Raw genomic sequence first — 12350 nt, forward strand, 5'->3', positions numbered from 1 at the left:
TGATCTAAGAATCAACGATGTTGAAGCCGCTGACAAACATCATCAAGCTGTTCAAGTGTGCGATATTTAATCTCAACCTTGCCGCCACGCTCCTTGTGATCAATCACAACCTTAAGTCCCAATAGATCACTAAGCGTTTTCTCAAGCGCCAACGTATCGGCGTCTTTTGCAATTTTCGCCGAACCTTTTGCTGACGGCTCACCACCTGAAACAGCCTGAGCTTGTTTTTGCGCCAAGTTTTCTGTTTCACGAACACTCAACCCACCGTCGATGATGCGTTTGGCTAATTCCGTTGGATTATCTGCGGTAATCAACGCCCGCGCATGCCCAGCAGTTAGCGCACCATCTGAAACGAACTGCTGAACTTCAGTCGGTAATTTCATCAGTCGTAATGTATTGGCAACGTGACTACGGCTTTTGCCAATAACCTGTGCCAGATCTGATTGGGTATAGCCAAACTGATCCATCAGCTGATCATAACCCCTTGATTCTTCTAATGGATTAAGATCCGCCCGTTGAACGTTTTCAATGATCGCAAGTTCGAGTGCTTCCCGGTCATCAACCTCGCGAATGATAACAGGCACCTCATGAAGACCCGCCCGTTGCGCGGCACGCCACCGTCGCTCGCCCGCGACCAACTCATATTGATCAGGTTCCAAAGGACTTGGACGAACCAATATAGGTTGCATCACACCCTTTTCGCGAATTGAATTTGTCAGGTCTTCTAAATCCTCTGGCGCGAAATGACGCCGAGGATTGTTGGGGCTCGCAACAATGAACTCTACTGGAAGTCGACGAATGCCATCCCCACTATTAATGCGCGTTGCTTCAATCGGCGGCACATCGCCAATAAGCGCTGCCAAACCACGACCCAGTCTGCTATTTGAATTTTTTTCGTTCATTTTGCTTGCCCTATGCTGCCGTCAATCGGCGCTCGCGCTTAATAACTTCTGTAGCCAAATGCAAATATGCCTGACTACCCGCACATTTCAGATCATATAATAGTGCCGGCTTTCCATATGAAGGAGCCTCAGAAAGCCGCACATTTCGGGGTATTACCGTATCATAAACCAAATCACCCAGATGCGCACGAACGTCATTAAGCACTTGATTTGAAAGGTTGTTTCGCTTGTCAAACATCGTCATCACCACACCTTGTATGTAAAGATTTGGATTAAGACTAGACTTGATCTGTTCAATCGTCTGCAGCAGCTGGCTTAAACCTTCCAACGCAAAAAACTCGCATTGCATTGGCACAAGCACCGCGTCCGCCGCAGCAAGAGAATTAATCGTAAGTAGGTTAAGAGAAGGCGGACAATCAATTAGAATGTAGGTAATCGGCTTACCGTCAAAGATAATATTTCCAGCGTCACTCAGCGCGTTCCGAAGGCGAAACGCACGGTCTCCATGGTCTGAAATGGCCATCTCAAGCCCCAAAAGATCCATGGTAGACGGTACAACAACGACATTGGGCACATTGGTTGACACGATTGCATCTTCCAGCTTCACATCGCCAGTCATCAAATCGAACGCGGAATACTTTCTCGCTTGTCTCTCAATGCCAAATCCAGTGCTCGCATTACCCTGCGGATCGATATCAACGATTAAAACGCGCTCACCAATGGCAGCAAGTGCTGTGGCCAAATTGATAGCGGTCGTCGTTTTGCCAACGCCGCCTTTCTGATTTGCCAATGTAAGAATACGCGGCTGCACTGCTGTTCCTCCAAAGACTTAAGTCTAAAGCGCCTTTAGATGACTGATTTCAAGAACCACAGAATCTGACGCCAAAATGCTTTCATGTTTAACCAGATCATACAGCCATTTTTCACGACTTGTTGCAATTTCTTCATCATATCCACGGCCTTTTTGCAAAAATGCCGTTGTCTGGTCGCCAAAACTTCCAGAAATGTAGGAGAACGTCTTGGAAAGGTCGGCAAATGCTCGAGCAGTTATGGTGCCAACAATATCCGAACTTGGAAGAACCAACGACTCAGCACGAATGTTATGGACTACAGCATTCAGATCAAACATCCGAATAAGTTGGCGTAGAAATGAACATTTGCGTCCATTTGATTCAACCATATGCACCGGAACTAACTTGTCTTTAAGGGCCAATGCCAATGGAATCGCGGGCAGTCCGCCGCCACTACCAAAGTCAAGGATCAAGCCTTTTTGAACATCAATCAACTGTAAAAGTTGTAGACTATCCAAGAAATGCCTTGACCAAATTTCAGGTAATGTTTCACGTGAAACAAGATTTTGAACTTTTTGCCAACGCTGCAGTTCGTCTTCATATTGCTGAAGCATCTGAACAACGCTTTTGGGATCAACGCCCTGGGAAACACATATAGTAGCAATCTGATCCCGCGCTGAATTTTCATCCATGGTAATTTTTAACTCGCCTTCTTCAAATTATCGTTGCGCTTTACTGCTGCCAAAATAAGCAAGATGGCGGCAGGCGTCATCCCCTCGATCCGTTGAGCGTGGGCAATAGTAAGCGGGCTGTGAGATTTCAGTTTTTGGCACATCTCCGACGACAAACCATCAAGCACGTCATAGTCCATGTCAGCTGGAATGTTTCGATTTTCATCCCGTCTCACCAATTCGACATCCGCGCGCTGCCTATCAAGGTAAACCGCATATTGAGCATCCACAGACACCTGTTGCAGTATGTCAGCTTCTACATCGTCCAACGCCGGCCAGATGTCGATCAAGGTGGAAAGGTCCACATCGGGATAAGATAGTATCTGAAATGCTGATCGACGAACGCCATCTGCATTGATCTTAATACCCAGTTTCAGTGCTTCAGTTGGCGTCAACGACAACTGGTCAAACAAAACTCGTGCGGCATCCAGTTTCACTTTACGTTCAGTGAAATGTGCAATCCGACGTTCACCAATCAGACCCACCGAAGCGCCATGTTCTGTAAGTCTTTGGTCTGCATTATCAGACCGCAAATGAAGCCGGAACTCTGCTCTAGACGTAAACATGCGATAAGGTTCTGTAACACCGCGGGTGATCAAATCATCAATCATTACAGCGATATAGCTTTGTGTGCGAGATAGGATAAACGGATCGCGACCAAGTACCCGCAACGCCGCATTAGCCCCGGCCATTAGCCCCTGTGCGCCCGCTTCCTCGTAACCTGTTGTTCCATTGATTTGCCCTGCAAGCGCTAGACCAGGAAGTTTTTGTAACTGGAGCGTATTGTCGAGCTCGCGTGGGTCAATATAGTCATATTCAATGGCGTAACCTGGCTGGTTTATAATCGCATTGGCGCACCCTGGTAGGGAGCGGACGACTTGTAACTGCACATCCTCTGGAAGACTTGTCGATATGCCATTGGGATAGATGTTGTCATCATCAAGACCTTCGGGCTCCAAGAAAATCTGATGCGAGTCTTTATCTGCAAAGCGGACAATCTTATCTTCAATCGAAGGGCAATACCGTGGGCCCTTACTCGCAATTCGTCCTGAATACATGGCCGACTTTAAAAGATTGTCTTCGATGATTTTGTGCGTTCCTGCATGTGTTCGGGTGATATAACAAGGAACCTGAGGCACAACAATTTTGTCGGTCAATGCTGACATCGGCTCTAGATCTTCATCGCCATGCTGAATTTCCAACACTGACCAATCGATAGAGTTTTTATCTAGTCGAGGTGGTGTTCCAGTTTTCAACCGACCAAGTTTTAGGCCCAGCGCTTCGAGGCGGGTTGAAAGACCAAGCACAGGTTTTTCGCCCATACGTCCTGCAGGGATTTGCTTTTCACCAAGATGGATCAGACCGCGCAAAAATGTACCGGTCGTCAAGACAACTTGGGATGCAAGAATTTGGCGTTTGTCTGCGAGTTGAACACCAGCGACAAGCTGATCCTTAACAATCAGATCATCTACTTCGCCCTCAATCACAAACAGATTGTCATATTTGGCGATCTCGCGTTGCATTGCGTTGCGATAAAGCTTGCGGTCCGCTTGCATGCGTGGGCCCCGCACTGCTGGTCCCTTGCGTCGATTAAGTAACCGGTATTGGATGCAGGCTTGATCGGCAACGCGGCCCATCAACCCATCCAACGCATCAATTTCACGCACCAGATGACCTTTGCCCAATCCGCCAATGGCAGGATTGCATGACATTTCGCCGATCTTGGAAAATTGATGGGTGACTAAAGCTGTTTTCACCCCCAGACGCGCGGATGCTGCAGCGGCCTCGCAGCCTGCATGTCCGCCACCAACAATAATAACGTCAAAATCGTCGATCATAGTTTGCTCACAACAGCCCAATGTTTCACGTGAATCATTTTCCAATGCAAAAGCCGGAAAAAAGCTCGTCCAAAACGTCTTCAGTCCCCACATCACCAATTAGCCGAGACAGCGAGAACGATGCTGTCCGCAATTCTTCAGCCAGAAGCTCTGGTGCATACAACATTTTTGAGGCCCGATCTAGGGCTTCTAGTGCTGCGGTTAACGCCAATTTATCTCTCATGTGAGAAATAAGCATTGTTTCACGTGAGTCATTATCCTTTTCGACACTGTTCAGCAGCAATTGAACAAAGTCGCTCAGGCCGTCATTGGTCTTCACACTCACTTCGCATGCATACTCAAACTCGGGTGAATGTGTTTCACGTGAATCAGCTTTTGTCGCAACAACATAATCAAAAACCATCCCGTCAGGTAGAGCGCCGTCGTCCGTTAGTCCAATAACGATATCGGCGTTTTCTGCAGAAGATAATGAACGTTCAATGCCAAGCTTTTCAACCAAATCTTCTGTATCGCGAACGCCTGCCGTATCAAAAAAACTAAATAGGATTCCGTCTAGATTTACATCGACAGAAACGACGTCACGTGTTGTTCCCGGAATGTCTGTTACAATAGCAACGTCGGACCGTGCCAGTGCATTAAGTAACGATGATTTGCCAACATTTGGTCTGCCGACAAGGGCAACCCGAACACCTTCACGCACCATCCGTCCTTGATCAAATCGATCAAGCTTCTTCGTTATTTCAGCGCTAAGTCGCTGAATATCTTCAATGAAATGGGTTGGAAGCTCAAAAGGCACGTCGTCTTCATCTGAAAAATCTAGATTTGCTTCAATGCCAGCGCGCAACTTGGTGATTTGGATACGCCAATCAACAAGCACAGCATTCAGGTTCCCCCGCATACGGCTTACGGCCATTGCGCGTTGACTTTCGGTCTGTGCCTCAATGAGGTCAGCTATGCCCTCAACTGAGGTCAAATCTAGCTTGCCGTTTTCAAACGCCCTGCGGGTAAATTCACCTGGCTCAGCTAGCCGGACATTCTCTAATTTAGTTGCTTGATCAAGGACAAATTGAACGACGGCCCGACTGCCGTGCAGTTGGAGTTCAACAAGGTCCTCACCGCTAAAACTGTTTGGAGCTGGGAAATAGAGGACCAATCCTTCGTCGATAATTGTTTGATCAATTGGCGATAAGAGTTTGGAAAATTTCGCGAACCGCGCATTCGGCACCTTAATGCCGAATGTAGTTAGTAGTTCGGACGCGCACTCACCAGAAGCACGTATAATCGCAACCCCAGAAGGCAATTGACCTGAGGACAGTGCCACAATCGTGTCCTGTTGCTGTCCCACGGTCATCGCTCGCTTTTAGGTGTTCATAGAGTCAAAGAAATCGGCATTTGATTTGGTTTGCTTGAGCTTATCAATCAAGAACTCAATCGCATCAACAGTGCCCATTGGATTAAGAATACGACGTAGGACGTACATTTTCTTCAACACTTCAGGGGCAACCAGCAATTCTTCTTTACGTGTACCGGACTTAGTCACATCGATACCTGGGAACACGCGCTTGTCTGTAACTTTGCGATCCAGAACAATTTCAGAGTTACCAGTACCTTTAAATTCTTCGAAAATAACTTCGTCCATACGGCTACCCGTATCGATCAGCGCGGTCGAAATAATGGTGAGTGAACCACCGTCTTCAATATTCCGTGCCGCACCAAAGAAACGTTTAGGACGTTGAAGTGCGTTCGCGTCAACACCACCAGTCAATACTTTACCTGAAGATGGAACTACGGTGTTGTAAGCGCGGCCCAACCGGGTGATGGAATCGAGCAAGATGACAACATCACGCTTATGTTCAACCAACCGTTTGGCTTTTTCAATAACCATTTCAGCAACTTGAACGTGTCGGCTAGCAGGTTCATCAAACGTTGATGAGATCACTTCACCGCGCACAGAACGCTGCATGTCCGTCACTTCTTCAGGACGTTCGTCGATTAGTAGAACAATTAGGTAGCATTCTGGATGATTTATGCCGATTGATTGTGCGATATTTTGCAACAATACGGTCTTACCAGTTCTAGGCGGCGCAACAATCAGTGCGCGCTGGCCCTTACCGAGTGGGGCGACCAGATCGATTATTCTGCCGCTTCTGTCTTTGACTGTTGGGTCCTGCACTTCCATATTAAAGCGTTCGTCAGGATAAAGTGGTGTCAAATTATCAAAGTTGATTTTGTGACGTGCGCGGTCAGGGTCTTCAAAATTAACCGTATTCACTTTGAGCAAAGCAAAATAGCGTTCGCCGTCTTTTGGCGATCTAATTTGGCCCTCAACAGTATCACCCGTACGCAATGAAAATTTACGAATTTGTGAGGGGCTTACATAAATGTCATCTGGTCCAGGAAGATAATTTGCATCTGGACTGCGCAGGAAACCAAAACCGTCAGGAAGGATTTCAACCACACCCTCGCCGGTAATATCGACGTCATTTTCCGCAAGTTCTTTAAGAATTGCAAACATCAATTCTTGTTTACGCAAAGTGCTTGGGCTTTCGACCTGCACCTCTTCGGCAAAAGCTAACAATTCGGCTGGATTTTTAGCCTTAAGCTCACTGAGCTTCATATTCTGCATAAAGGACGTATCCTAGCGCTGGCAGACAACATTTAAAGGGTGGGGAGACGTAAACGGAGGTCGATTATTCAAAAGGACCATATGTTTCGTTGGAGTTGGCGGTGTATATCCCAAACCAACGCCCTTTGCAAGAATAAATTCCAAATAGTCCCAGATTTTTGGACTAAAATGGCTTAACAATCACCATAATAACGATAACAATCATCAAAACCGTCGGCACTTCATTTATCAGGCGAAAAAACCGTTGTTGTTTCGTATTTTTGCCCTGGGCAAATGCCCGCTGATAGCCCGCCAAATGAAAGTGGATGCCGGTAAGGCCCACAACACTCAGACCCTTTACCCAAGCCCAGATATCGTCAACAGCGACCAATTGGTATCCAAATGCCAACCACAGTCCAAAAATCCACGAACTGATCATCGCCGGTGTCATAATTGCCTTAAGCAACCGACGTTCCATAATGATAAATGTGTCAGACTTATCGGACCCATGCGATGCGTCACAATGATAAACGAACAGTCTTGGCAAATAGAGCAGCCCTGCCATCCAGGCGATGATGGAGATCACATGTAGAGCTTTGACCCATTCCATCACTCAATGCCCCTTAACGTGGTTCACAAGCGCTTCAACGTGGGCAATTGGTGTTTGTGGAACAATACCATGACCCAGGTTGAAAATATGTGGGCGATCTTTAAAAGCTGCGAGAATTTCATCAGCTCGATCAAGCATTTGTTTTCCCCCACTCACCAACCGTAAGGGGTCAAGATTGCCCTGAACGGTCGCGAAAGGAGAAATATGTTCACGCGCATAAGAAAGCGGCATCGCATAGTCCAAACCAACAGCATTAACGTTGGTTGATTTGATATAGCCTGGGATCATTGTCGATGCGCCACGCGGAAACCCAATAATTGGTGCATCAGGGCGTTTCTTGCGAACTTTTTGAACAAGACGAACCGTGGGATCAACCACAAAGTTTTTAAAGTTGGTTTCATCTAGATTGAGCGCCCAACTCTCAAATATCTGAACAACATCAGCGCCCGCGTCAAACTGGGCTAACAAATATTCAGCGCTGGCCTCAACCAAAATATCCATCAATTGCGCAAACAGCTCAGGATTTGCCAAAGCAAACAATCGCGCTTTAGCCTGATCGGGTGATCCACGACCACCCAACATATAGGTCGCTACCGTCCATGGCGCGCCACAAAATCCAATTAAAGTCTTATCATCATCGATGCCAGCACGTACCCCACGCACCGTTTCTAAAACAGGCGCTAAATGATCAAGAACTTTAGATATATCAAGTTCAGCAAGATCTTTTGCTGTTTCAATCTCTTTTAATATAGGTCCCTCACCCGCTTCGAACCTTACATCTTGTCCCAACGCATCTGGGATAACCAGAATATCCGAAAAGATAATTGCAGCATCAAGATCAAAACGACGAAGTGGTTGTAATGTCACTTCAATTGCCTTTTTAGGGGTATAGCAAAGATCAAGAAATCCTTTGGTTGATGCACGTACTTCTTTGTACTCTGGTAAATATCGCCCAGCTTGGCGCATAATCCACATAGGGGGCACATCATCAACAAAACCTCTGACACAATCCAGTAATTTACGACCTGTTCGTTCTACCACGATCAATTCACCTTTATTCCCAAAAGATTCTTATTCTATTTTTCTTCTTCTTCTTCTTGTCTGTGTATTGCAGGAATTCTTTTCACTCCACAAGTCTTGTTCACATGTGACATTTGCGCGCCAACTGTGCGTGGGAATTCGCACAAACAAATTTTAAAGGTGAATAAACCGTTAAGTCCTATGGTTACCAGAAGGTAAACAGTTTTGCCTCTGTGCAAAACCTATGGATAAAAAGAGGATAAACTGGGACAAAATTGAATAAAATTTATTGTCCACATTTGCCTGTTATTCCTATCTTGCTTATGAACACCTCACATCCTGTGGATGAAAATCTGCTGAACGGGTACAAAATACGAAGAACCGCTTTTTGATGCCGGTTGGGCGTAAACTGCATCAGCAAAGTGGATAACAATGTGGACAACAAATTTGAAAAATCATAAGTCATTGAAAATATGATTATTTTGGCGTCAAAATCACCCACAAGAACCCAACTATTGGTCAATGCGGGGCTGGAATTTGAGTGTATTCCCGCCCGAATCGATGAACGTGTAATTGAAGCGAGCGTTAGTTCGAAGCAGTTCGACCAAAAGGAACTAACGTCCTTGTTGGCTGACGCTAAGGCGCTGAATGTCTCAAAAGAATATCCACATGCTTTAGTGATCGGTTCGGATCAAACCTTGAGTTTTGACGGCGCGTATTTACACAAACCGGAAAATTTTGCGGCTTTACGTTCCCAACTCATGGCATTAAGCGGGAAAAGCCACACGCTGTGTTCGGCTGTTTCAATCGTTCAACACAATAAAGTTATCTGGCAGCATCAGACCTTTGCGCATCTCACCATGCATGATTTTAACGAACAACAAGCAGATGAGATTATCGACTTAGAAGGCGAGAAACTGCTTCAATCTGTTGGTGGTTACCGACTTGAGGGGCCATCAATTCGTCTATTTAGTAACATTGAGGGCGACTATTTTACTGTGCTGGGTCTACCGCTCTTACCCCTTCTAAGCGCGCTTAGAGATTTGAAAGCCATCTAAATGAAAAAAGCCTTTGTCATTGGCCACCCGATAAACCATTCGAAATCACCGGTTTTGCATGGTCATTGGTTGGCTGAACACAGTTTGGACGGCTCATACCAGGCATTGGACATTGAACCATCAATGCTGGGCGATTTTGCGAAATCCCTGAAAGCAGGTTCATTTGTTGGCGGCAATGTTACGGTGCCCCATAAAGAAAAGATCATGCCTTTTTGCGATCATCTGAGTGACACCGCAAAAACCATTGGTGCGGTCAACACGCTTTGGGTTCAAGATGGCGCGCTTTATGGTGACAATACCGATAAATATGGGTTTTTGGCGAACCTAGACCAGCAAGATCCGACTTGGGGCCAACATAGTGGAACAGCGATTGTGTTAGGCGCGGGGGGCGCAGCCCGGGCGATTTTGGTTGGGCTGGTCGAACGTAATTATCAAAGAATTTTCGTGCTGAACCGCACAGTTGAACGCGCTCAAAACCTGAGCGACGACCTAAACGAGGCGCTCAGCACAAATGTCCTACAGGCTGGCACGTTGGCGCAATTCAATGAACATGCACAAAACGCAGATCTATTGGTTAATACCAGCGCGGTGGGCATGAACAATACCCGTTTTGATGGTCTTGAACTTAGTCGGTTGCCCAAACATGCCATTGTCACCGATATCGTTTATACGCCGCTTTGCACGCCGCTGTTGGAGGATGCAGAAAAACTGGGGCTGAAGGCCATTGATGGACTGGGTATGTTGCTGCACCAAGCCGTGCCTGGATTTGAGCGTTGGTTTGGCGTTCGAGCGTCAGTGGGGACGCAATTGCGTCAAAAATTATTGGGAATAGAGCAATGATCAAACTTGGATTAACGGGATCGATGGCAACGGGTAAATCCACGGTCGCCAAAATGTTCGCCAACCGTGATATCCCGATTTATGACGCTGATCAGGCGGTGCATGAGCTTTATGAAAATGAAGCTGTGGGTCCGGTCGGTGCCTTGTTTCCTGACACTGTAATTGATGGTCGAATTGATCGCAAAGCTCTTTCTGGTCATGTTTTGGCAGATAAAAAAAAGCTGGCGCAGCTTGAAGAACTGGTTCACCCCCTTGTTCATCAAAAAATGCATGACTTTATCGCGGCCCAAAGTGAAGCTGGCCAAGAGCTGATCATCTTGGAAATCCCGTTGCTGTTTGAAACCGGTAAAGCCTATCCGTTGGACAAAATCGCTGTGACCTATTGCGACGATCAGGTGCAAAAACAACGTGCTTTGGCCCGTGCTGGTATGACGACAGAAAAGTTCGAGGCGATAAAATCCCGCCAAATGAGCCAAGATCAAAAGAAAAAGCGTGCCGATTTTATTATTGATACTGGTACAACGCCTGAAATGACCCAACAGATTGTGGATGAAATTATCCAAACTTGCCGCGACTGGGGCAATGGTTAAACTAGACGCACATTCCTCAGACAAGGCGATATGATCAATGGCCATTCGCGAAATTGTTCTTGATACCGAAACAACAGGCTTAAGCCCCGCAAGCGGCGATCGGGTGGTCGAAATCGGGTGTGTTGAGTTGATCAATCACATTCCAACAGGCAACAATTTTCACAAATATTGTAATCCTGAACGGGATATGCCTGAGGGTGCCTTTAAAGTGCATGGGCTTTCAGAAGAGTTTTTGTCTGATAAGCCGCTGTTCAAAGATGTCCAACAAGAATTTCGGGACTATATCCAAGATTCAGTGCTCATCATTCACAACGCCCCGTTCGATATGGGTTTTTTGCAGGCTGAACTAGAATGGTGCAACGCCCCTCGGCTTGAAAATGATGTTATTGATACGGTCCAACTTGCCCGTAAAGTCCATCCCGGTGCGCGGGTAAGCCTTGACGCGCTTTGCCGTCATTATGGCATCGATAATTCACGCCGTACATTACACGGCGCGCTGCTCGATAGTGAGATTTTGGCTGAGGTTTATCTTGAACTCATTGGTGGCCGCCAAGTGGCCTTTAGTTTGGCGCAGGAAACGACCAAAGAGACCGATATTCAGATCGCACAAAGAAAAGCTCAAGCAAGGCCTAAACCTTTGCCGCAACTGTTGGATGAAAAACAGCGACAAAATCACAAGGACTTTGTCGCTGAAATGTCTGATGCGCCCCTTTGGCAAAAATACTGGGCGCAAAACTAAAAAACTTGAGAGCATAAATGCTGTTAGCCAGCTAAAATCAACTAGCGACTGCTAGTTTACAGTTTTGTCGTCGCCTTCTTTAATTTTAGCCGCTGCTGCTTCCAAATTCTGGCGATAGATCGTGCTGAAATCTACTGGTTCCATCAACAATGGCGGGAAACCGCCATTTTGCGTTACAGTTGAAAGAATTTGGCGGGCAAATGGGAAAATCAATCTTGGGCATTCAATCATAACCAAGGGATGAATTTGGTTTTCTGGGAAGTTCTTGATGTTGAACAATCCGCCATAGACCAATTCAACATTAAACAGGATATTGTCATCACGCTCGGCTTTAGCATTGATGGTCAATTCAACCGCAAAAATGTCGTCATCTTGCTTTTGTGCGCCCACATTGATGCTAATTGCAATTTGTGGGGCCGGGCCAGATGCTAACGATGCAGGGGCATTCGGGTTCTCAAAGCTTAGGTCTTTGATATATTGACCAACAATTTGCAATGAAGGTTGTGGTGCATTGGTGTCAGTTGCTGTGTTTGGTGTTTCGTCGGCCATCGATCTGCCTATCTTTGATTAAAAAACTCGAGAAGCTGGCTAGCATCTTTGAAAAGGTGCGGCAAGTAATGAACAGG

13 protein-coding genes are annotated in these 12350 nt (G+C 46.4%); 4 read left to right on the top strand and 9 right to left on the bottom strand.

Features of this window, described 5'->3' with window-relative positions:
• Positions 1-11: 11 nt before the first annotated feature.
• From ACSHWX_RS08855 to hemE, 8 genes are all read right to left on the bottom strand, one after another.
• On the bottom strand, positions 12-902 hold the full coding sequence (locus tag ACSHWX_RS08855; RefSeq protein ID WP_435667846.1) for a ParB/RepB/Spo0J family partition protein: 891 nt from the start codon (positions 900-902) through the stop codon (positions 12-14).
• Between the two features lie 10 nt (positions 903-912).
• Positions 913-1713, bottom strand: a complete 801-nt coding sequence (locus ACSHWX_RS08860) for a ParA family protein (RefSeq protein ID WP_435667847.1) — start codon at positions 1711-1713, stop codon at positions 913-915.
• A 24-nt stretch (positions 1714-1737) separates the two neighbouring features.
• A complete protein-coding gene (gene rsmG / locus ACSHWX_RS08865) occupies positions 1738-2385 on the bottom strand; it encodes a 16S rRNA (guanine(527)-N(7))-methyltransferase RsmG (RefSeq protein WP_435667848.1) in 648 nt (215 codons plus the stop codon).
• 8 nt (positions 2386-2393) lie between these two features.
• Positions 2394-4262: a tRNA uridine-5-carboxymethylaminomethyl(34) synthesis enzyme MnmG gene (gene mnmG / locus ACSHWX_RS08870; protein ID WP_435667849.1), complete on the bottom strand. Its 1869-nt coding sequence runs from the start codon at positions 4260-4262 to the stop codon at positions 2394-2396.
• A 34-nt stretch (positions 4263-4296) separates the two neighbouring features.
• Complete coding sequence (gene mnmE, locus ACSHWX_RS08875; protein WP_435667850.1) at positions 4297-5607, bottom strand: tRNA uridine-5-carboxymethylaminomethyl(34) synthesis GTPase MnmE; 1311 nt, start codon at positions 5605-5607, stop codon at positions 4297-4299.
• 15 nt (positions 5608-5622) lie between these two features.
• Positions 5623-6888 (bottom strand): transcription termination factor Rho, encoded by a 1266-nt coding sequence (gene rho / locus ACSHWX_RS08880; RefSeq protein WP_435667851.1) that lies wholly within the window; start codon positions 6886-6888, stop codon positions 5623-5625.
• A 163-nt stretch (positions 6889-7051) separates the two neighbouring features.
• Complete coding sequence (gene hemJ / locus ACSHWX_RS08885) at positions 7052-7477, bottom strand: protoporphyrinogen oxidase HemJ (RefSeq protein ID WP_435667852.1); 426 nt, start codon at positions 7475-7477, stop codon at positions 7052-7054.
• Between the two features lie 3 nt (positions 7478-7480).
• Positions 7481-8518: a uroporphyrinogen decarboxylase gene (gene hemE / locus ACSHWX_RS08890; protein ID WP_435667853.1), complete on the bottom strand. Its 1038-nt coding sequence runs from the start codon at positions 8516-8518 to the stop codon at positions 7481-7483.
• 452 nt (positions 8519-8970) lie between these two features.
• Between hemE and ACSHWX_RS08895 the strand changes: the two genes are divergently transcribed.
• From ACSHWX_RS08895 to dnaQ, 4 genes are read left to right on the top strand one after another with little or no spacing between them, the layout of a single operon-like run.
• Positions 8971-9555, top strand: coding sequence for a Maf family nucleotide pyrophosphatase (locus ACSHWX_RS08895; RefSeq protein WP_435667854.1), 585 nt, complete (start codon positions 8971-8973; stop codon positions 9553-9555).
• Positions 9556-10395 (top strand): shikimate dehydrogenase, encoded by an 840-nt coding sequence (locus tag ACSHWX_RS08900; RefSeq protein ID WP_435667855.1) that lies wholly within the window; start codon positions 9556-9558, stop codon positions 10393-10395.
• Positions 10392-10985 (top strand): dephospho-CoA kinase, encoded by a 594-nt coding sequence (coaE, locus tag ACSHWX_RS08905; RefSeq protein WP_435667856.1) that lies wholly within the window; start codon positions 10392-10394, stop codon positions 10983-10985. Before ACSHWX_RS08900 ends, coaE begins: the two co-directional genes overlap by 4 nt.
• A gap of 43 nt (positions 10986-11028) precedes the next feature.
• A complete protein-coding gene (dnaQ, locus tag ACSHWX_RS08910) occupies positions 11029-11724 on the top strand; it encodes a DNA polymerase III subunit epsilon (protein ID WP_435667950.1) in 696 nt (231 codons plus the stop codon).
• Between the two features lie 51 nt (positions 11725-11775).
• Here the strand turns inward: dnaQ and secB are convergent, their stop codons facing one another.
• On the bottom strand, positions 11776-12273 hold the full coding sequence (gene secB, locus ACSHWX_RS08915; RefSeq protein WP_435667857.1) for a protein-export chaperone SecB: 498 nt from the start codon (positions 12271-12273) through the stop codon (positions 11776-11778).
• Positions 12274-12350: the final 77 nt, after the last annotated feature.

This window comes from Maritalea sp. (genome assembly GCF_051251695.1).
GTDB lineage: Bacteria > Pseudomonadota > Alphaproteobacteria > Rhizobiales > Devosiaceae > Maritalea.

Coding starts and splice junctions, on each gene's coding strand:
- rsmG (WP_435667848.1), bottom strand. CDS start 2,385: ATGGATGAAAATTCAGCGCGGGATCAGATTGCTACTATATGTGTTTCC.
- ACSHWX_RS08855 (WP_435667846.1), bottom strand. CDS start 902: ATGAACGAAAAAAATTCAAATAGCAGACTGGGTCGTGGTTTGGCAGCG.
- rho (WP_435667851.1), bottom strand. CDS start 6,888: ATGCAGAATATGAAGCTCAGTGAGCTTAAGGCTAAAAATCCAGCCGAA.
- coaE (WP_435667856.1), top strand. CDS start 10,392: ATGATCAAACTTGGATTAACGGGATCGATGGCAACGGGTAAATCCACG.
- hemJ (WP_435667852.1), bottom strand. CDS start 7,477: ATGGAATGGGTCAAAGCTCTACATGTGATCTCCATCATCGCCTGGATG.
- mnmG (WP_435667849.1), bottom strand. CDS start 4,262: ATGATCGACGATTTTGACGTTATTATTGTTGGTGGCGGACATGCAGGC.
- secB (WP_435667857.1), bottom strand. CDS start 12,273: ATGGCCGACGAAACACCAAACACAGCAACTGACACCAATGCACCACAA.
- ACSHWX_RS08900 (WP_435667855.1), top strand. CDS start 9,556: ATGAAAAAAGCCTTTGTCATTGGCCACCCGATAAACCATTCGAAATCA.
- ACSHWX_RS08895 (WP_435667854.1), top strand. CDS start 8,971: ATGATTATTTTGGCGTCAAAATCACCCACAAGAACCCAACTATTGGTC.